16 protein-coding genes are annotated in these 19,852 nt (G+C 64.9%); 11 read left to right on the top strand and 5 right to left on the bottom strand.

What is annotated here, in order from left to right:
* The first annotated feature begins 170 nt into the window (after nucleotides 1-170).
* The 6 genes from HNP02_RS33550 to HNP02_RS33525 all read left to right on the top strand — a co-directional run bounded on the left by HNP02_RS33550 (nucleotide 171) and on the right by HNP02_RS33525 (nucleotide 9,736).
* Nucleotides 171-974, top strand: coding sequence for a maleylpyruvate isomerase N-terminal domain-containing protein (locus tag HNP02_RS33550; protein WP_309241786.1), 804 nt, complete (start codon nucleotides 171-173; stop codon nucleotides 972-974).
* Nucleotides 974-2,566 (top strand): GMC family oxidoreductase, encoded by a 1,593-nt coding sequence (locus tag HNP02_RS33545; RefSeq protein ID WP_184444970.1) that lies wholly within the window; start codon nucleotides 974-976, stop codon nucleotides 2,564-2,566. The genes HNP02_RS33550 and HNP02_RS33545 overlap by 1 nt, the downstream gene beginning before the upstream one ends.
* Before the next feature lie 380 nt (nucleotides 2,567-2,946).
* Nucleotides 2,947-3,552: a TetR/AcrR family transcriptional regulator gene (locus HNP02_RS33540; RefSeq protein ID WP_184444969.1), complete on the top strand. Its 606-nt coding sequence runs from the start codon at nucleotides 2,947-2,949 to the stop codon at nucleotides 3,550-3,552.
* Between the two features lie 513 nt (nucleotides 3,553-4,065).
* Nucleotides 4,066-5,061, top strand: a complete 996-nt coding sequence (locus tag HNP02_RS33535; RefSeq protein ID WP_184444968.1) for a CdaR family transcriptional regulator — start codon at nucleotides 4,066-4,068, stop codon at nucleotides 5,059-5,061.
* A gap of 163 nt (nucleotides 5,062-5,224) precedes the next feature.
* Nucleotides 5,225-7,957, top strand: a complete 2,733-nt coding sequence (locus HNP02_RS33530) for an FAD-dependent oxidoreductase (protein ID WP_184444967.1) — start codon at nucleotides 5,225-5,227, stop codon at nucleotides 7,955-7,957.
* Nucleotides 7,958-8,680: 723 nt separating this feature from the next.
* Nucleotides 8,681-9,736, top strand: coding sequence for an oxygenase MpaB family protein (locus HNP02_RS33525; protein ID WP_184444988.1), 1,056 nt, complete (start codon nucleotides 8,681-8,683; stop codon nucleotides 9,734-9,736).
* A gap of 35 nt (nucleotides 9,737-9,771) precedes the next feature.
* On the opposite strand, the gene HNP02_RS33520 is transcribed toward HNP02_RS33525, so the two are convergent.
* Genes HNP02_RS33520 through HNP02_RS33510 form a run of 3 tightly spaced genes read right to left on the bottom strand, consistent with a single transcriptional unit; the run spans nucleotide 9,772 to nucleotide 13,740 of the window.
* Nucleotides 9,772-10,797 carry an ABC transporter permease gene (locus tag HNP02_RS33520; RefSeq protein WP_255507248.1) on the bottom strand — a complete coding sequence of 342 codons (1,026 nt, stop codon included), beginning with the start codon at nucleotides 10,795-10,797 and terminating at the stop codon, nucleotides 9,772-9,774.
* A gap of 4 nt (nucleotides 10,798-10,801) precedes the next feature.
* Nucleotides 10,802-12,391, bottom strand: coding sequence for a sugar ABC transporter ATP-binding protein (locus tag HNP02_RS33515; protein ID WP_184444966.1), 1,590 nt, complete (start codon nucleotides 12,389-12,391; stop codon nucleotides 10,802-10,804).
* Nucleotides 12,388-13,740: a sugar ABC transporter substrate-binding protein gene (locus tag HNP02_RS33510; RefSeq protein WP_184444965.1), complete on the bottom strand. Its 1,353-nt coding sequence runs from the start codon at nucleotides 13,738-13,740 to the stop codon at nucleotides 12,388-12,390. Before HNP02_RS33510 ends, HNP02_RS33515 begins: the two co-directional genes overlap by 4 nt.
* 168 nt (nucleotides 13,741-13,908) lie before the next feature.
* Here HNP02_RS33510 and HNP02_RS33505 point away from each other — a divergent pair, with 168 nt between their 5' ends.
* Nucleotides 13,909-15,282, top strand: coding sequence for an LLM class flavin-dependent oxidoreductase (locus tag HNP02_RS33505; RefSeq protein ID WP_184444964.1), 1,374 nt, complete (start codon nucleotides 13,909-13,911; stop codon nucleotides 15,280-15,282).
* A gap of 176 nt (nucleotides 15,283-15,458) precedes the next feature.
* Nucleotides 15,459-15,908 (top strand): STAS domain-containing protein, encoded by a 450-nt coding sequence (locus HNP02_RS33500; RefSeq protein WP_375373739.1) that lies wholly within the window; start codon nucleotides 15,459-15,461, stop codon nucleotides 15,906-15,908.
* 151 nt (nucleotides 15,909-16,059) lie between these two features.
* Here HNP02_RS33500 and HNP02_RS33495 read toward each other — a convergent pair whose 3' ends face one another.
* Nucleotides 16,060-17,217, bottom strand: a complete 1,158-nt coding sequence (locus HNP02_RS33495) for a zinc-binding dehydrogenase (RefSeq protein ID WP_184444986.1) — start codon at nucleotides 17,215-17,217, stop codon at nucleotides 16,060-16,062.
* Nucleotides 17,218-17,300: 83 nt separating this feature from the next.
* On the opposite strand from HNP02_RS33495, the gene HNP02_RS43155 reads away from it, so the two are divergent.
* Nucleotides 17,301-17,534: a hypothetical protein gene (locus HNP02_RS43155; RefSeq protein WP_184444963.1), complete on the top strand. Its 234-nt coding sequence runs from the start codon at nucleotides 17,301-17,303 to the stop codon at nucleotides 17,532-17,534.
* The gene (locus HNP02_RS33485; protein ID WP_184444962.1) at nucleotides 17,524-17,835 is read left to right on the top strand and encodes a type II toxin-antitoxin system PemK/MazF family toxin; all 312 of its coding nucleotides are present in this window, start codon (nucleotides 17,524-17,526) and stop codon (nucleotides 17,833-17,835) included. Before HNP02_RS43155 ends, HNP02_RS33485 begins: the two co-directional genes overlap by 11 nt.
* 28 nt (nucleotides 17,836-17,863) lie before the next feature.
* On the opposite strand, the gene HNP02_RS33480 is transcribed toward HNP02_RS33485, so the two are convergent.
* The gene (locus HNP02_RS33480; protein WP_184444961.1) at nucleotides 17,864-18,289 is read right to left on the bottom strand and encodes a hypothetical protein; all 426 of its coding nucleotides are present in this window, start codon (nucleotides 18,287-18,289) and stop codon (nucleotides 17,864-17,866) included.
* A gap of 120 nt (nucleotides 18,290-18,409) precedes the next feature.
* Between HNP02_RS33480 and HNP02_RS33475 the strand changes: the two genes are divergently transcribed.
* Complete coding sequence (locus tag HNP02_RS33475) at nucleotides 18,410-19,723, top strand: NtaA/DmoA family FMN-dependent monooxygenase (protein ID WP_184444960.1); 1,314 nt, start codon at nucleotides 18,410-18,412, stop codon at nucleotides 19,721-19,723.
* Nucleotides 19,724-19,852: the final 129 nt, after the last annotated feature.

The raw sequence follows: 19,852 nt of genomic DNA, 5'->3' as shown, positions 1-19,852 counted from the left end.
GGCTGATCGATGACATCCCGACGTGCGACGAGCTGATCTCGCGCATCGTGTCCGGGGCCGAAGAACTGATCACCGAACGACTTGGCGGAATGGTCGAGAGGGCGCTCGAACCGCTTCCAACAACATGACCAGCACGGCCCGCCGACGTCGTCGCTCGACCCAAAGGAGGAGTGGTGCCGCCCAAGACGAGAGAGCCGGATCGAGTATCCGCGCTGCGAGATGAGCGACTGCAGGTCTTACGGTTTTGTTCAGAGCTCACCGGCGATGATTGGCTCGCGCCGAGCTCCGCGAACGGGTGGCGGGTGAAGGACGTCGTCGCCCACCTCGGTGCCGGTTGCCACGGTCTGTTCACCGCGGACTCGTTGACCGTGTTGCGGAGCAAAGACATCGAACGCACCAACGAGGCCATGGTGGACACCCGGCGCGGCTGGGCGCCGGGAGACGTGTTGGCCGAATACGCACGCTGGAGCGCGCGGGTCACGCGACTGGCGAGTGTCGTGGCGGCAACCCCGCTGAATGCCCTTCGCGTGCCACTCGCTGAGCTCGGCAGGTTTCGTCTCGGACTGATCCTCGGTGGGGCAATAGTGTTCGATCAGCACACCCACCTTCGTTTCGATTTGGCACCCGCACTCGGTCGCGTCGCCCCACCGACCGATGCCAACCGGATGTCAGTGGTCATCGAGTGGATGCTGGCAGTGCTTGCAAATCAGGTGCAACGCGCTCATCTCGAGTGGATGGATCGACCCGTCTTACTAACGTTGACGGGGTTGGGAGGTGGCAGTTGGTCGGTCACCGGTGACGGCGCCATCGCGACCGGATGCATGGAAGGTCCCATTGGCGCAGCCATTTTCGCGTCAGCGGAACAATTCCCCGAATGGGCGACCCGACGTGCCGCGTGGCGCGAACGCACCGTGTCCGTGGATGGCGACATCGATTACGGCGAGCGGTTCCTCGATTCGGTGAACGTGGTCTGATGCGAACCCGCTCGTTCGACGTCGTCGTCATTGGTGCAGGTTCCGCGGGGAGCGCCGTCGCGGCCGGTCTGTCGGAAGACCCGACCATCAGCGTCCTTCTTCTCGAGGCGGGTGGCTCGGATCGGCATCTCTCCGTCCGCGCGCCGTTGGCCTACAGCGCGCAGATGGGCGGCGCCACGGACTGGGACTTCACCACCGAACCCGAACCCGGTTGCGCCAACCGGCGCCTTGCTCAGCCGCGCGGGAGAGTTCTTGGCGGCACCAGCTCCATGAACGCCATGCTCTGGGTACGTGGCAGTCGGCGGGACTACGACGACTGGTCGATTCCGGGCTGGCAGTGGGACGACGTCGAACCCGTCTATCGACGGATCGAGGACCATTACCTCGGATCCGCGCGACATGGCGTCGGCGGTCCGATCCACGTCACCCGCGTCGCGGCTCCCGACCCGGTGTCGACGAGATTCGTTGCTGCCGCGCGCGCCGCGGGCGTCCCGGCCAACGACGACATCGGCGGCCCAGACCTCGACGGCGCCGCGATCTCGCCGGTCACCATCTGGCGCGGACGTCGCTGGAGCACAGCGCGCGGCTATCTGGACGTGGCGCGCACACGGCCCAACCTCACGATCGTGACGCGGGCTCGCGTCAACAGAGTGATGCTTCGCGATGGTCACGCAACTGCGGTGGAGTACACCCGCCGGGGTCGCGTGGAGATAGTCCTGGCCCGCCACGAAATCGTGCTTAGCGCCGGAGCATTCGGGACACCGCATCTCTTGCAACTGTCGGGAATCGGATCGGCGGACCACTTGCGTGACGTCGGGATTACGCCGTTGGTCGAATCCCCACGGGTCGGTCGCGATCTGGCCGATCATCCGGCGACATACATGAATTGGGAACTGGCAAAGGGTTTCGACGGCCTCGCCGATGCGAAACACCCCAAGTGGCTGGTTCAGTGGTTGCTACACGGGACCGGCAAGCTCAGCAGCAATTTCATGGAGGCCGTCGCGCACATCCGGTCACACCCAGGACTCGTAGACCCCGACTTCCAACTGATCAATGGACCTGCCTACGTATGGGACTTCGGTCGCGGCAAGCACGTACGACCAGCAGCGGCAATCCTGCAATCCTTTTGGACACCGGGGAGCCGCGGCACGGTGCTGGCCCGCTCCCGGGACCCACGGGAAGCTCCCGCCATTCAGATGAATACCCTGACCGCGCCAGGGGACGTCGATTCATTCATCCGCGCCATCCGGATGACCCGTCAGATCGCCGCGACGGAGCCGCTCGCTTCGGCCCTCGGACGTGAGATCCATCCAGGCCCCGACGTGGTCACCGACGCAGCACTGACAGCGTGGGTACGCGAAACCTGCGGAACAACTGGACATCCCGCCTGCAGTGCCGCCATGGGCAACGAGCCCGACAGTGTGCTAGACGCGAAACTCCGGGTACGCGGCGTCGCAGGTTTGCGAGTCGCCGACGCTTCTGCACTGCCCGCCATCCCCCGCGCCAACACCAATGCGCCGGCCATCCTCGTCGGAGAGCGGTGTGCGGAGTTCATCCGATCGGACTGGTCGCAGAACGCCAACCACAACTGAGCCGGGCACGGCAGCTTTCAAGGCCCTCAAGTTCGGCGTCATCGCGAGCTGAACCGAGATGCTCGAGGTGCCGTAATCCGCGCCGCGAGGACCACACGATCTGCACCGCGGTCGCTTCCGGGGCGGTCTTCACCGTGCAGATGTAGGCCCACCGCCAGCATCCCGCCATCGCCGCCATCGGCGTCCTCGATGAATGCTGGGGCGAAGCGGTACACGCGTCGTCCTTGCCGACGACGCGACGGTTACCGTCAAGGACCTGCCCTCCGCGACGGAAAGCTGACATAAGACATGTTATCTTTGCAAAGAGGTCCGCCTGGATCCACGGCAAAGGGCGAATACACTTCGGCGCGGCACTTTTATCCCACGGCAAAGGACACATCGTGCACCTGCAGGTCACCCGCGAGGACTACTTCGAGGCCGCGCTAACGATCCTTGCGACCGAGGGCCATCACGCACTAAAGATGACGCCGCTATGCAAGGTTCTCGGCGTCACCACGGGGTCGTTCTACAACTATTTCGGTAGCTGGGCGGAGTTCGCGCCCGAGTTGCTGACCTACTGGGAGCACGAACAAACGGCGCGAATCCTGGAGCTGTCCTCCATTCCGTCGGATCCGGTCGAGAAGATGGCGACGATGAGAAAGTTGGCGACCGAACTGCCCCACGCAGCGGAGTCGGCGATCCGCGCGTGGAGCAATGGCGATCCTGCGATCGCGCAGTTTCAGCGTCGCGTCGACATCGAACGATTCGAGGCGATACGGACCGTCATCAAAGAAGTCGTACGCGACGACGAACGCTCTGATGTATTCGCCATCATGGGCCTCAGCATCCTCGTCGGGTTCCAATCGGTGCGAGCCCTGGTCGATCCCGCAGAACTGATGCGCGTGTTGGAAGAGTACGACCGAGCGGTGCGCAGGCCGCCGCCGCGTCCCACACGGGGGCGTGCTCACGCTGGCGGGACGCCGCAGCGACGCTCGAAACGAGCCTGACAGGTCGGCGATTCCCGGGCTCCGCCGAGCTTGAATCGCACCGAAAGATAACATAAGCTATGTTCTGAACGTAAGTCGTCGGCAGCAAAACCGCAGTTGTGATTCGTAGTTATCGCGCAGCAACGCCCGAACCAACCCCGGCCAGTGCTCGGCCGGTGCAACATCACCGCTACTCGCAAGATGAATACGGCAGGATCGAATATGGCGGGTCACCAGCAGGCACGAGATGGGCTGGCGGCTCGAGAGATTCAACTATCGCGTCACACGGGCGAGCGACGCAGGATGCGCATTGCCATGAGGGCCGAATCGCCAGTGTCGGCATCCACTTACGCGAAGCATCTGTTGCGGTTGAAAGACGAGTTGAGCCGTCAACAGCTCAAGGTTGTCCAGGCGGCGCTGCCGGAACTGGGGGATGTAGGCCTAGCCGAGCTCGAGATCGCCTCCGCCGCTGCGAATCTCGAATCCTTCGCGGTAGTGGTCCAGCACGGCATGCACGACAGCTTCGCGCCACCGTTGGCCGCCACGGCGCTGGCCCGTCGCCTGGCTTGGACTGATGTCTCCATCGACGTCCTTGTTCGTGCTTACCGCCTCGGACACGAGTGGGTGTACGAGGACATCCGTCAGTTTTGCGCAGCGGAATGCACCGACAGCGGTACGGCTGTCGAGTTACTCGGGGAACTCGGCCAACTCGCTTTCCGCTTCACCGACGCCTGCACGACGTCGGTGATCGCCGAATATGAGCGGGAACGGGAGACGCTGCTGCGCAGCGATCTGGCCGAGCGCCACAGCCACGTCCGGGCGGTGCTCTCGGGCCAACAAGTCGATCTGCGAGGCGCGGAGCGAGCACTCGGCTACCATTTCGACGGCGTTCACGTCGCCTTTCGCACCTGGGTGGTCGACACCCGCGAAGATGGCCCTCGCATGGTGGGGCAAGTGATGCGAGATGTAACCGCAGCCATGACCGTTCGCGGCTCCCTTACGGTGCAGGATGCCCCCGGCCTCGCGACGACTTGGCTTCGTAGCGCTGCCCGTGCCGAACTCGAATCCGCTGCGGCGGCGGCACTGGCCACACAATCGGGTGTCCGCATCGCCATCGGCAACCCCGCTGCGGGAGTTCAAGGTTTCCGCGACACCTACCGCCAAGCCGAGCGCGCGCGTGCGATCGGCCGCGTTTCGCCAAAGTGCGTCATCGCCTACGCGGATGTTTCGCTACTGTCATTGCTTCTCGAAAACCCCGAGCCTGCGCGCACGTTCGTTGAGGACGAACTCGGCAGACTCGCCTCACCGGATGCAAACACCGCAAGGCTGCGCTGCACATTGCTGGCCTTCCTCGAGCATCAATGCCGCCATCTATCGACTGCTCAGGCGCTCCATATGCACCGCAACACGGTTGCACAACAAGTGCATCGCGCCGAAGAGATCCTTCAACGCGAGGTCACCGTCCGCACGTTCGAACTCCAGACTGCGCTGCGCCTCCTGGCGTATTTCGACGCGACCGAAGATTCGTAGCACCCGCGGGGCCTGATCGGCAGGAGCACCGGGGGCCGGATCTTGTCTCGTAGCTCGTCCTGCGGCCATTCCAGCGCCGACTGTGCAATACGCACGCCCGCGCCGATGAATCCCGTGCCGTGCTCCCTTTTCAGCTCGCGGCGCCATCCACGATGCTGACCACATGACCGTGGCAGCAACGCAGTGGGACGCGATCGTCATCGGCAGCGGAATCGGCGGACTCTGCACCGCCGCCTATTTGAGCACGAACGGTAGGCGCGTCCTGGTACTCGAAGCCCAGTCCGTCATCGGTGGAGCCGCACAGTCATTCCACCGCAGACGGGTCTTCGAGTTCAACACGGGCGCGCACTACGTCGGAGACTGCACACGTGACGCGGTAATTCCCATGGCCTTGCGCGGTGTCGGCCTTGAGGGTGAGGTCGCCTTCAATCAAATGGACCCCGATGAGTTCGACCGTATCGTCGCGCCGGGGGTCGATTTCGACTTCCGAGTCCCGCGCGGGTGGGACGCGTTCGAAGAGCGGCTGGCCCAGCACTTCCCGAGCGAAGAAGAGGCGCTTCGCACGGTCGTGCGGAAGCTGCGCCGCATGGGCGAGGCCATGGAGCAGATCGGAGCACCTCCACGTCCGACCATGCGTGTTCTCATGAAGAATGCGCGTGCGCTGCCAGCCCTGCGCGACGGGGTGATGAGCCTCCAACGACTGTTCGACCGGCACCATCTCAGCGAAGGAGCGCGGGCCGCTCTTGGCTACATCTCGAACTTCGTGCTGCTGCCACGCGAGGACCTAGCTGCCGCCATCTACGCTTACGGGCTGCACCACTACGTCAAGACCGGCGGGTGGTACATCAACGGCAGCGTCAGCAAGCTGTCGCACACCCTGGCCCGGTTGGTGCGATGCCACGGCGGCGAGATTCGCCTGCGATCCCGTGTTCAGCAGGTTCTCGTCGATCGGCGGCGCGCGTACGGCGTGCGACTCGCGACGGGCGAGGAGATCCATGCGCCCGTGGTGGTCAGCAACGCCGACATCAAGACCACCTATGGCGGGCTCGTTCCAGCCGAGCACCTGTCGGCGCGGCGAGTACGCCGGTTCGCGAAGGCCGGACTCTCTGGATGTGGCTTCTCCGTGTATCTCGGAGTGGACGTTGACCTGCGCGAATACCTGCCTTCGCAGAACATCTTCGACATCGGGAGCCTCGACTACCAGGAGATGCTCGACATGATGTTCCGCAGTTCGCGGGATGATTTCGACCCTGACAAGGCACTTCTGTGGATCACTTCTGGCACGTTGAAGGACGATCCCGCGCCGGGCAGCGCGGGCTATTCCAGCCTTGAGCTCACCACGCTTACACCGCAGAACTACTCGTTCTGGGGAGTCGAGGGTGGGGTGCTGGACGGGGTCGAATACCACCGCGACCCGGCTTACCTGGAACAGAAGCAACGGATCGAGGACGCACTAGTGCGCAGGACACTCGAGATCTTGCCGTTCCTGGAGGGCCACATCGTATGGCAGGAGTCCTCGACGATGCTGTCGCACGAGGATTGGACGCTGAGTCGGTTCGGCGCTTGGGCCGGGTTGGACTTCTCGCTGAAGAACATGCTGCTGCGGCCAGGTCCCCGCACCGAGATCAAGGGCCTCTTCCTTACCGGCGCCAGCTCCAGTTGCGGGGGCGCCATCCTCGGCACACTGCGCGGTGGCGTCGAGACCGCAGGAGCCATCCTCGATCGGAGTCTGTGGGACGAGGTCAGCCGAGGCGCAGTGTTTGGTCATGGATTGACCGACAAAGGGTTCGCGACCCCGCCCGACGCCGCTGCGGGCTCGCGTGACCACCAGCTGCGCGTGTCCGCCATCGAGCGGCACACGGCGGACAGTGTTCTGGTTGAGTTCGACGTCCCACGCGCACTCGCGGACACGTTCGCCCACCAACCCGGTCAGTATCTCACCGTCCGCGGCGAGGCTGCCGGCGAAGACATCCGGCGCAGTTATTCGATCTGCGAGCCGCCCAGCAGCGGCCGCCTCCGAATCGGGATCAAGGCGGTTCATGGGGGTGTCTTTTCGACACACGCACTCAGCACCCTGAAGGTTGGCGACGTAGTGAGGGTCGCCCCACCGCGAGGGTCGTTCGGAGCTTCACCGAGTGCCGGACGTCCCCGGACTCTCGTCGCGATCGCCGCGGGTAGCGGCATCACACCCATCATGGCGATTCTCAGCAGTGTCCTTGACGCAGAACCGAATACCGCATGCACATTGCTCTACGGCAACCAGACCGTCGACTCCACCATGTTCCGTGAGGACCTCGAAAAACTGCGCACGCGCTACGGAACACGGATGCGCATCGAGCATCACCTTTCCCGCCAGAGCTTGCCCGATCGACCTGGATTCCATCAGGGCCGTGTCGATGCGGACGCTCTGAAGCGCCATTTCGCCAACGGATGTAATCCCGACGACATCGATGAGTGGCTTTTGTGCGGGCCGGCCGACATGGTGGAGACAGCTATTCGCGTCCTCGACGGCCACGGCATCGACGAAAGCAGGGTGAAGGCCGAGCTGTTCGACACGGGCGTCGGCATCCCCGCCCCGCCGTCGTCGATTCCCGCGGACGCCATTGCCAGCATCCAACTGAACGCCAACGAGCGAGCGACCGAGTTCACGATGAAGTCGGCGAACGAGACGATCTTGGATGCAGCGATTCGCCAACGTGACGACCTGCCCTACTCCTGCTTCAGCGGTACGTGCGGAAGTTGCCGAGCCAAGGTCTGCGACGGCACGGTCGAAATGCTCGACGTGCCCCACATGGCACTGGAGGAGTCCGAAGCGAGTAACAACTTCGTCCTCACCTGCCTGTCACACCCCGTCAGCGAGCGCGTCGTCGTCGACTTCGACGCCGCCGTCGGATGACCGCGGAACCAGTCGTTCACAGAAGGGAAGTTCCAGCCACCCAGACACCAATCACCGAATCTGCTGGAGAAGCTCAAGCGCTAGTCGCCCGACAGAAGCGGCCTGGGGCTCAGTACGACGATGAGCATGGAGGCCGACGATCTGACGTGTCGAACATCAAGGCCAAGCTGCTCGACAGCGCGGCGAGGGCGTTTGCGCGCGATGGCGTGTTCAACGCGTCGCTGATCGACATCACGCCATCTCGGGAAGATCGGCGACGCAAAGCCCAAGGGACGGTTCGGCACCCACAGTTACCGGCTCGAGGGCTACGGACTGCGGGCCGATGACCTCCGGGAAACGCTTCGGACTACGTCGAACGCTACGACATCGCGGCCGAGGTCAGCGCCGGCTGAACCGTCAACACCGTTCCCGCCCGTGCGTCATCAGTTCCGGACGTTCGGGCGTGAACGAGTTCGTCGTCGCGATGGCCGCCGTACGTCGTACGACGCGACGGACGAGCGCCGCCCGGCGACGTCTCACGTAGCCGAGCCGGACCACGCCCCCACGAAGGTCGATTGTCGGCAGCACTTGGACCCCCTCGCTAGTACCCTTGGTATACAGTACCGTGAGTACCGTCTACATGACAGGGGCCGACGTGCCTCTCTCGCAAAGGAGCATCCGATGACACGACCTGCCACCACCGGTACCGACAAGCAGAGGCAAGGACGACGCGCCTTCCTCGCGATGATGACGCGCGGCAAGGTCGAGCCCCACGAGGACTACGGATTCTTCGGCCCCGACTCGGTGACCTGGAAGGTGTGGAGCTACCCGACCAGCCTCACGGTCGGTTTCCAGCGCGCAGTCGTGATCGAGGAACTCGACCCAGACCTCATTGCCGCCGTCGACAAGACGCACGACATCTACAAGCGGCCGCGCACCCGCTACGACCGGACACTACGGTACTTCGCGATGGTCGCATTTGGCGGATCGCGCGAAACGTCAAACGTCGCGGACGTTCTGGTCAAGATTCACTCCAAGGCGATCGGGACGGAGCCGTACGGCGGCAACCGCTACGACGCGAACAACCCGGCGTCCCAACTGTGGATCCACCTCACCGCCTGGCATTCCATCCTCGTGGCCTACGAGAAATTCGGTCCTGGCCCCCTTACCCCGGAGGAGGAGGGCCGCTACTGGGACGAGTGCGCGACCGCAGCCGAACTCCAGACCTGCTCCCCCGACGACGTGCCTCGCACACGTGAGGGCGTCCGCGCCTACTTCGAGCAGATGCGGCCGCAGCTCAGGGGCAGCGAAATCGCGGTGCAGGCGATGAACCACCTGCTCCAGGCCGACGTCATGCTCCCGCCGATGCCACTGGTCGCCCGGCCCGTCGCAGTACTTTCCACCCGGGCTCTTCGTGCGGGCACGATCTCGACCATGCCGCGGTGGATGCGCGAGATCAGCGGCCTTCACCAGCGCCGGATCACCGATTTGGCCATCCGCCCGTTGCTGTGGATCGCGTTCCACATCGTGCACATCAGCACGCGCTTCCAGCTCGCACTCCTGCAGTTCATCTCCCCCATGACGGTTCCCGTCGCGGCGCCCATCCTCCTCGGCGTGCCCCCGGTGAACCCGGAGATCGTCTCGCCGGCAGAAGCCCGTGCCCGGTATGGCTACGACAAGCCGTCCGAGGCTCACCGAGAACTCCGGGCGCGCCAAGCCGAACGCGTCTTCGGGGAGGGCGTCAGCCCGAGCGACGAAGGCCTTGTCGAATCCGAACCGATCCTGGGTCTGAGGGCCTGATGCAGCTGGGCGCCCCTTCAATCATTTGACAACAATCATTTAACGACGAGCTTGCGCTGCGAGGCCATGGTGAAGACCGCGGCGACGATGATCACCAGGCCCTTGATGATCGTCTGCGTGTAGTCGGCCGCGCCGATCTGGTTGAGCCCGTTGGACAGAACCGTCAGGATCAGCACGCCGAGCACCGTGCGGCCGACACCGCCAACGCCGCCCGACAAGGCGGTCCCCCCGATGACGATGGCGGCCACCGAGTCCAGAAGGATCGTCGAGCCAAGTGTCGGCCCGGCCGCACCCAGCTGAGCGGTGAGCAGCAGCCCGGCCAGCCCTGCCGTGATGCCGGAGACGATGAGGACCAGCACCTTGACCCGTCGCGTGCGCACACCGGCGAGCTCGACGACCCTTTCGTTGCCGCCGATCGCGTAGACGTAGAGACCAAACCTGGTGCGGCGTGCGAAGAACCAGATCACACCCAGCGCAATCAACGCGATCAACGCCGCATTCTGGACGTTCGGGATGAGCTGTCCGATCGCCAGGTCACGGATGCCCTGATTGGTGAAGTTGATCGTGCTGCCCTCCAGAACGGTCAGCCCGATGCCTGCGAACAGCGACAGCGTGCCTAGGGTGGCGATGAACGACGGGACCCGGCCGTAGGCGAACACCACGCCGTTGAGCAGGCCGATCGCGGCGCCCACCGCGACGGCGATCAGCAGCACCATCACGGGGTTGCCGATGCCGGCATTGATCAGCGACGCCAACACGGCGCCGGTCAGCAGCGCGATGGATCCGACCGAAAGATCAACGCTGCCAGCGACGATCACCAGCGTCGCACCGAGCGACGCGAGCAATAGGATCCCGGCCTGACCGCTGATCAGGGTGAGGTTGGCCGCGGTCAGGAACGCCTCCGCGCGCACCGAGAAGTACACGACGAGTGCGAGCAGCGCGGCCAACGGCAGCACGTCGCGAGCGACGTTGACGCGGTCCAGCAGCTTGGTGCGTGGCGTCTCGCCTGCGACCGGCGGAGCGTCGACGGCGGGGATCACGGGAGTCAGTTCAGTGGTCATGGCATCATCCGACGGTCGTAGGAGCGGCTTGGGTTGTGGTGGCGCCCGGAATCATTCGGGCAATCAGGTCGTGTTCGTCCGGTTTGTCGCCGGGGGGCGCGTCGACGATCGCCGTCAGCCGCCCCCCGGTGATCACCGCGATGCGGTTGGACAGCCCGATCAACTCGGGAAGGTCGTCACTGACCAGCACCACCGTCGTGCCGGAGGCGGCGACCTCGCGCAGCAGGTCGTAGATGCCCTCACGGGCACCGGTGTCGACGCCTTGGGTTGGCTCGTCGAGAATCAGTACATCTGGTTGACGCAGAAGCCATTTCGCGATCAGGACCTTCTGCGCGTTGCCTCCGGACAGCGAGGACACCGGCGCGTCGATGCTCTCCGCCACGATGCCAAGTTCGTCGACGTAGCGCTGCGCGACCTTCCTGGCGCGTCCGACGGCCCAGAGTCCGACCCGCCGAGTCGCGAAACGGTCGTGCAGTGAGGCGAGCTGGACGTTGTCGACGATCGACGCCGACGTGATCAGGCCCTTGTCGGCGCGGTCGGGCGGCACGTAGGCGATGCCTGCCCGGACGTGGTCGCCGATCCCGCCGCTGACCTCCTGCCCGTTCACCAGCACTCGGCCTGCCGATGGGCGCACCACGCCTGCGATGATCTCGCCGAGCACCCGCTTGCCGGATCCCTCGGTACCGGCAAGCCCGACGATCTCCCCTGGTGCCACCTCCAGCGACGCATCTAGCAGAACGCCTGCGCCTGCCACGTATTCGATGACCAGCCGCGGTGGCGTCGCAGCGGGGACGTCGCGTTGAACGTGCTCGCGGTAGTAATTCTCGGTCCGCACCCGCCCGACCATCAGTCGGTGGAGCTCGTTCTCGTCGGTCCCCGTCGTCGGCCGATCGGCCACGGATTCGCCGTCCTTGAACACGGTGATCCGGTCGGTCGTCGCCACGATCTCGGGCAGACGATGCGATACGAAGACGACGGCGGCGACACCGCGCAGTCGTTGCAGCAGCCGGAGGAAGTTGTCCTCGTGCTCCTGGTCGAGGGCCGTCGTCGGCTCGTCGAAGAGCACCACTGGCCGCTCGACCTCCAATAGCCGCGCGAGCGCGGTGACCCTTGCGATGTCGAGGCTCTGCTTCTGCCCTGGTGTGAGACGGCTGGTCGCCCACGTGACGTCGATGCCGTCCACCCCGGCGTCGTGCAACGCCGCCGTCGCGGCCCGGCGCAGTGCTCGATGGTCGAGACCGCCACTGCGGGAACGGAACAGGTGCTCCCACCCGAAGAACGCGTTCTCGTAGACGTCGAGGGCGTCAATCAGCGCGGGCTCCTGGAACACCCGGAAGATACCGAGGCGGTTGGCCTCCTGATAGGACTTGGGCGCGATCTCCCTGCCGTCCAGCAGCAAGGTGCCGGAGTCGAACGGAAGGACTCCTGACACGACGTTGAGGATCGTGCTCTTGCCCGCGCCGTTCTCGCCGATCAATCCGAGGACCTCGCCGTCGCCGACGGTCAGGTCGACACCCTTGAGCGCGCGGTTGGCCCCGAACGACTTGACGATTCCCGTTGCCCGAAGCCGGGGTTCACTGGCCTTGACGCTCATGTTTGCCTCTTCCCGTACGGCGAGGGGCCCAGAACCGGTGAGCGGTAGTGCTTTTGGTACAGCTCGCGAATCCGCTCGAAGTCGCCGTTGCGCTGAGCCCGCAGATACACCTCGGGGTACTGAAATCCCTTGGGCTTGGGCACTTCCGGCCAGATCGTTTCAAGGTCTTCGACCGGATAGCCGTCGAACTGCAGGTCGAAGTCGTTCGGGTGTTCGGTGCGCGACAGCAGACGCACGTCGAACGACTCGCCGATCGGACCGTCGACGTAACGCGCCTTGAACGGCTGCACGTTGTCGCGGGTGATGATCTCGGCGTGCCAGCCGTAGAAGCGCTCGGCCGGTTCCGGCTGCCAGCCGCGCAGCCGGTCGTGGAACTGCGCCAGCGTCACGAATGACGGGTAGGCGGGTACGTTCCCGGTGGTCACCAGCTGGGTGCCCTTGACGATCCGGTCGATGCCAGCGGTCGAACCGTTGGCCCCGACCACGAACACGTCCTTGCCAGGCACCTTGCCTGCCGCTTCGATGCCCGCGACGACGCCGGTCGCCGCGTCGTCGTTGACCGCCACGATGCCGACGGTGTCCGGGTAGCGGGCCAGCAGCGACGCCGCCGCCCGCTGCGAAAGATCTGCGTCGTACTTCGCGTGCAGCTCTCCCGCGAACTTGATCTTCGGATACTTCTTCAAGGTGTCGTACACGGCGAGCCTGCGCTGCACCTCGCACCCGTCGATCGACGGGTAGTAGCCGCCGACCCGCACGACCGTGCCCTCCTCGCCGATCCGCTTGGCCAGCACGTCGACGGCCTTGCCGACCGCGACGTACTCGTCGGGCATCAGGAAGGTGTTGTACTTGTCGCCGTCGGCGTCGCTGTGCCACGGCGTGTACCAGGCAGGCGAATTCCAGGCAGCCTGGAACAGCACGCCACGATCGTTGGCATCGTGTGCCAGCGTCGGCAGCGCACCCGCGTCGTTGAGTCCGACGAAGATCGCGGTGGTCTTCTGGGTGAGCAACTGATTGAACTGGTTGGACTGCACCGCAGCGTCGCTCTTGCCGTCGAGCACCACGCTCTTGTAGCCCAACTGGCGAGCGGCGTCCTGGTAGGCCTTCGCCCATTGCACCTGGTAGTCCCCTGTCGAAGACCAGTTCAGCAGCGCGAACTGGCCGTCGGTGTAGGCGACGGCGTTGCCCCGCGCGTTGTCCCTGCGGCCGACGGCCGTCAGCGCGCCTGCCGCTCCCAGCGCAACTGCGCTGCCCGCCAGCAGTTTGGCGAACTGCCGGCGCCCAAGGCCATAGGTGTCGAGACGCTCGAGAAGCGGGTCGAGCGCTCGGCGTTCGTCGCCGTCGGATGTCATCGGCCAAGGCCGCCTTTCGGATGGTGTTGGTCGCAGAGGCTATGGGTGCAGCCGACTGATCCGAAGGCTCTCGATCACGGTGAATCGATCACCGTGCGCAAAAGTCACTCAGACGCAACGTGATTCAAAACGTTGCGCCGCTTAGCCAACGCAGCGACGCTCGGCGCCATGTCCGCTCCACCGCTGCACTTCTCCGCCTTCGTGATGAACACGACGTCGCACATCCTGCAAGGCGTGTGGCGTCGGCCCGAGGCGGGCCAAACGAACTTCAACTCCCTGGACCATTGGGTTCACCTGGCGAAGGTGCTCGAGCGCGGCCGGTTCGACTTCATCTTCTTCGCCGACGTCATCGGCCTGTATGGCGACTACGGCGGTTCGTACGAGAAGTACGTCGACTCCGGACTGCAGATCCCGAGCAACGACCCCAGCGTCATCGCATCGGCGATCGCCTACAACACCACCGATCTCGGCATCGCGATCACCAGCTCGGTGATTCAGGAGCACCCGTTCAACTTCGCCCGCAAGATCTCCACGCTCGATCACGCCTCGAATGGCCGGATCGCCTGGAACATCGTCACGAACGCCCTGGCCAACGGTGCCCGCAACTTCGGCTACGACGAACTGGAGGAGCACGACGAGCGCTACCGCTGGGCCGATGAGTACGTCGACGTGGCCTACAAGCTCTGGGAAGGCTCGTGGGACGACGGCGCGCTACTGCAGGATCGCGAGCGCGGAAGGCACGGTGATTTCGGCAAGATTCACAAGATCCATCACGTCGGCAAGCGCTATCGCGTCGAGGGACCGCACCTGGTCGCACCGTCACCACAACGAACGCCCGTGCTGTTTCAGGCGGGATCATCAACGGCAGGAAGGGATTTCGCGGCACGCAATGCCGAGGCTCAGTTCATCATCACTCCGGGCCCGCCGCAGGCGCGCGATCTGATCGACGACACCCGCCGCCGCGTGGTGGCCGCTGGACGCAAGCCGCGCGACCTGAAGTTCTTCCAAGGTCTGCACTTCGTGATCGGCAGCACCGAATCCGAGGCCCGGCGCAAGGAGGCCGAACTCGACGACGCCATCGACCTGGACGGCATGGTGGCGCACCTGTCCGGCGCGGTCGGGGTCGACTTCGGCGGCCATCCGCTGGACACCCCACTCGGAGACATCGGCCAGACCGACGGAGTGCGCAGCATCGTGGCTTGGGTAGAGGAATCGGTGGCGGGCCGGGAAGCGACGGTGCGGGATCTGGGGCTGCTGCAGGGTCGGAATTCTCGCGTCGTCGGGACGCCGGAGACCATCGCCGATCAACTGGAGCAGTGGCGCGATGCCGGAGTGGACGGCATCAACGTCGTCAACGCCACCATTCCCGGCAGCTACGAAGAATTCGTCGACCACGTGACACCCGTCCTGCAGGATCGGGGACTGGCGCAGCGCGCGTACACCCCGGGCACCACACGGGCCAAGCTGTTCGGCCACGACCTGCTCAGCGGGCGTCATCCCGCCGCGCAGTACCGCGGTGCATTCACACCGATCGAGGCCTAGCGGGGTATCCCTGGCGCGCCTGATCGCGCTGTTTTGCTGGCGGCACGGGGCCGACTCTTAGCGAAGTATTAGTGGCTACTCCCCGGTACCTTATGTTGGCGGATTACCTTCGGCCTTACGTTGTCGTGACTGCATGGGGCAGTTACCCATCGTCGAGCCGCTGAAGGGAGGCCCTCGTGATTGCAAGTTCAAATGAATCGGCTGCGAATTCCACGTTCCGATACGGTAATCCGACCGTCGACTGCGGCGGTGCACAGCTACGTGCGCAGTGCCGTCACCTCGCGACGGTGGTTTCCATCACCGGCGACGTCACGGATGCGAACGTCGACGCTCTGATCGAGCGCGTGCGGCACTACATCCTGACCGAGAAGCCCATCGTCCTGGATCTCGGCGACGTACGTTCGTTCGCTGCCGACGGCATCGCGCTCCTCGAGGCCGTCGACGACATGTGCGACGAGGCGGCAGTCGAATGGTCCTTGGTGGCAAGCCAACCGGTCTCGCGAGTGCTGCGGTTGCGCGGCGATCTCGTTCCCACTGCGGAATCCGTGCCCGCGGCTCTGCACCACTTCTCCGACGTCATGTCCGAGCGGCGCCAATTGCTGCCGATTCTTGGCAAGTCCGCATAACAGACAGGATCGATCTCACGTGTTGCTAGACATCCGTTGGCTTGCGTACTTGCTGCACCGTCGTCACAAGACGGTCGCCTCGCGCGAAGTCACCTTCGCCTGAGTCCTACCGGATGGCCGGTGACGACACGCCGTCGTCGCCGGCCATTCGTCATGGCACCAGTGCTGCGCTCATGGGATCGATGAGGATCTTGGCGTGGGTCTCGGCGCCGGCCAGCACGTCGAACGCAGCGGCGACGCCGTCGAGCCCGACGGTGCCGGTGATCAGCGGTGCCGCGTCGAGCTTGCCCTCGGCCAACATGTACAGCGTGTCGCGGAACTGCAACGGGGTGTAGCCGAACACGAACCGCAGGTCGATCTCCTTGCCGTTCGCCAGCGCGGGCCGGATCTTGTCCTCACCCATGCACACGCCAACCACGACGATCCGGGAGCTCAGCGGCGCCGCGCCGATCACACCGTCGATGATGCCGGACACGCCGACACATTCAAAGATCACCGGGCGCTTCGGCCCGGCGGCGCCCAAGGCATCCGCCGCGCGGTAGAGATGCGACCAACCTGGTAGCCGGCGCAGCTTCTCCATCGAGGACATCCCGAGTTCGTAGAGCGCAGGTGCCTCGGTGATGACGCCCTTCGACGATGCTGCCTCGTACGGAGAGTCCACGGTCGGGTCGACGACGACGTCCGCACCGCATCGCGTGGCCAGCGCCCGTCGTCCGGCCGAAAGGTCACTGGCGACGATGGTGCCCACACCGCGTGCCTTCAGGTGACAGATGACCGCAAGCCCAACCGGCCCGCAGCCGATCACGACGGCCGCATCTCGCTTGCCGATCTCGCTTCGGTTGACCGCATGAAGTGCCACCGCCATCGGTTCGGTCAGCGCCGCAATGTCCAGGGAGAGCCCGTTGGGAACGACGAAGCTCATCGCCGCCTCGGCCACCACCTGTTCGGCATAGGCGCCAGGGGCCAACGGCGAGAGACCGGTCAGATGCACGCCGCCGTTGGCGCGGACGAGCGGGAAGGAGACGACCGTGGCGCCGACCTTGAACTCCTTGGCGACGCGACGGCCGCGCTCGGCGACCTCACCGCAGAACTCGTGGCCCATCACGACGGGCGTATCGCTGCGCATGAAATCGCCGTAGCCAACGTCCACCATGGCGTCCTGCAGTTCGTCGGCGTGGTCCTTGGCGTGTAGGTCCGAGCCGCAGATGCCGCAACGCTGGACGTCGAGGACCAGCTGCCCGTCGGCGGGTCGCGGCGCGGCGACGTCGATGACTTCGAGCTTTCCGCCAAGACAGTTGACCACCTTCATCGGACACTCCTCCACGCGATCGGGGTCGTCACCCATGCAGCATCCCACCAACAATGTCTTACATTTCGTAATACACTGGTCGAATGGGTGACACGATTACGTTCCGACCCGACGATGACGCCTCGCGAGCGCTCGCGGTCCTCACCAAGGACGGCACACCCGTGTCAACGGCGGTGCGCGCAGCCCTGATCGACGCTGCCCGACGCCAGGCCACAGCGACGCTGCGTGCCGAGGCAGAAGACCTCGCCGCCGACGAACAGGACAGGGCCGAGGCGGCGCAGGTCCTGCGCGATATGGAGACACTGCGTGCGTGGTGAGGTGTACCGACTCCGCGCGCCACGCGGTACCCGCGGCCACGAGCAAGGCGGTTCTCGATACGCGGTGGTTGTCCAATCCGACGAACTGCCACTGTCAACATGGTTGGTGGCACCGACCTCCACGTCAGCGCGGGCAGCCAGCTTCCGCCCCGAGGTCGAGATCGCTGGGCAAATCACCCGGGTGCTTGTCGAGCAGACCGCCGCCGTCGACTCCAACCGCCTCGGTGACCCCTCGGGCGAGCTGACATTCGACGAGTTGCGCCGCGTCGATGCAGCCTTGCGCCTGGTTTTAGACCTGTAACGACGGGCGCCAACTCGACTTCAGTAGGTCATCGCGGAACCTCGGTCGGCGTCACCCACCGGCGCAAAGTGTCGATGGTGGATTCCGGTGATGTGTTGAAGCAGAACGAAATACCAGGAGCGACTTCGTTGATCACGTTGACCAGCCGCTCGAACAGCTCGGTGTGCTCGGGGGCCATCCGCACGCCCGCACCGATCATCGCGACGGCAAACGGCCGGGAGCTCGCACAGTCGCGCACCACCGCCTCGGCCTCATCGGGAGTCGCGGGGACCCGGCAGGCGATGAAATCGAATCCCGCTGCACGCAGCGCGGCATCGCCCGCGTCGATCCGCGCGGTCATCGTCGCCTCGTCCAAATCGGGATACCGGCCGTAGTCGATCGCGCTCGGATGCAGCCCGACCGATAGCACGGTGGTTGGCGTGCCCGAGGTGGCCGGATCGTGGTCTCCCACCATGTTCTCCGTTCTCCGCGACGACACCGACGGCGACCCAGCCAGCGTAATACGGGCGGAATCGTGTGCCCCGCCCGCTGAAACAACTCCGCGCCACATTGGTCGCACCTGAAGGAGGTCGGCATGTTTCATCTGGGTTGGTTCATGGGCAGTGGTTTCAGCGTGCAGACGTGGGCGCAGGATCCGTGGGCGGGCAATACCGGCCACGACTGGATGAAGGGCGATCTGTTCGTCGACCTGGCCGCGTCGCTGGAACGCGCCCGCTTCGACTATCTGCTGGTCGAGGACACCAGCATGGTCGAGGACGCCTACGGACGCTCCATGGAGACCACGCTCAAGTATGGGCTGCTGGCACCGAAGTGCGATCCCGTCCCGTTGATCCCGCTACTGACCCAGCGCACGAAGCACATCGGCATCGCCGTCACACTGTCGACGAGCTTCTACCACCCGTACATGGCGGCAAGGACGATGACGACCCTCGACCACCTGACCGAAGGACGGGTGGGACTCAACGTGGTGACCGGGAGCTCGTCGCGCGCGGCGCAACAGTACGGCTACGACGAGCTGATGCTGCACAGTGAGCGGTACGAAATGGCGAAGGAGTGGATGGAAGCCGTTGACGCGCTGTGGGATTCGTGGGAAGAGGGCGCTGTCCTCGTCGACCAGGAGACTCCGCGCTACGCCGATCACACCAAGGTGCACACCGTCGACTTCGAGGGCAAGTACTTCCGCACCAGGGGACCGCTCAACACGATTCCCGGCCCGCAACGCCGACCGGTCATCGTGCAGGCGGGTGCCTCGCCTGCCGGGCGCGATCTCGCCGCGAAGTACGCGGAGTCGATGCTCGCGCACGGCACCAGCATCGAGGGCATGAAGGCGTTCCGGCAGGACATGCACCGCAGGATGAAGGAGTACGGACGCGACCCGAGCACGCTGAAGATCCTCTTTCTCATCGACCCGATCCTCGGCGACACCGACCGCGTCGCACAGGCCCGCGAGGAGGACATGAAGGCCGCAGCCTGGAGCGACAAGGCGATCGAGCGAAGGTTGTGGGGCCTGAGCTACACCTCCGGCGGCGAGTTCGACTTCTCCACCTTCGATCTCGACAAAGAGGTGCCCGATGTGTGGGGCAACGGTGAGACGAGCACGCTGCGCACCTTCATCGAGGGTGCCCGTGGCAAGACGCTGCGGGAGGCCATCGCGACCGTCGACACCCATGCCGGGTTGGCCTTCGTCGGCTCGCCGGACACCGTGGCATCGAAGATGGGCGAGGCGATGGAGGAGGTGGGAGGTGACGGCTTCCTGCTGTCGCCGACCGTCACCCGCCGCAACATCGCCGAGATCGCCGACGGCCTGGCACCCGCCCTGCGCAAGCGCGGCCTCATCCGGGACGGCTACAACCACAGCACGTTCCGGGAGAACCTCCTCGAGTTCTGAGCCGAGATCCCGGCGTAATACCAGAGGTACTGACGCGACGCGGATGCGTCACGCGACGCCGATTTACTCGTGACGAAAGCGCGCCAACGAACGCCGTGCTCACCGGTCAAGAGATGACCCAAGCAGGAG

The organism is Mycobacterium sp. AZCC_0083 (genome assembly GCF_014202335.1).
Lineage (GTDB): Bacteria > Actinomycetota > Actinomycetes > Mycobacteriales > Mycobacteriaceae > Mycobacterium.
Note: the sequence above shows the minus strand (reverse complement) of the source record. Positions and strands in the feature narration are given on the sequence as shown.

Bases quoted from the DNA above. Each gene is read 5' to 3' on its own strand.
- HNP02_RS33545 (WP_184444970.1), top strand. From the start codon at position 974: ATGCGAACCCGCTCGTTCGACGTCGTCGTCATTGGTGCAGGTTCCGCG.
- HNP02_RS33525 (WP_184444988.1), top strand. From the start codon at position 8,681: ATGATGACGCGCGGCAAGGTCGAGCCCCACGAGGACTACGGATTCTTC.
- HNP02_RS33495 (WP_184444986.1), bottom strand. From the start codon at position 17,217: ATGAAGGTGGTCAACTGTCTTGGCGGAAAGCTCGAAGTCATCGACGTC.
- HNP02_RS33520 (WP_255507248.1), bottom strand. From the start codon at position 10,797: ATGACCACTGAACTGACTCCCGTGATCCCCGCCGTCGACGCTCCGCCG.
- HNP02_RS33475 (WP_184444960.1), top strand. From the start codon at position 18,410: ATGTTTCATCTGGGTTGGTTCATGGGCAGTGGTTTCAGCGTGCAGACG.
- HNP02_RS33530 (WP_184444967.1), top strand. From the start codon at position 5,225: ATGACCGTGGCAGCAACGCAGTGGGACGCGATCGTCATCGGCAGCGGA.
- HNP02_RS43155 (WP_184444963.1), top strand. From the start codon at position 17,301: ATGGGTGACACGATTACGTTCCGACCCGACGATGACGCCTCGCGAGCG.
- HNP02_RS33515 (WP_184444966.1), bottom strand. From the start codon at position 12,391: ATGAGCGTCAAGGCCAGTGAACCCCGGCTTCGGGCAACGGGAATCGTC.
- HNP02_RS33480 (WP_184444961.1), bottom strand. From the start codon at position 18,289: ATGGTGGGAGACCACGATCCGGCCACCTCGGGCACGCCAACCACCGTG.
- HNP02_RS33510 (WP_184444965.1), bottom strand. From the start codon at position 13,740: ATGACATCCGACGGCGACGAACGCCGAGCGCTCGACCCGCTTCTCGAG.
- HNP02_RS33505 (WP_184444964.1), top strand. From the start codon at position 13,909: ATGTCCGCTCCACCGCTGCACTTCTCCGCCTTCGTGATGAACACGACG.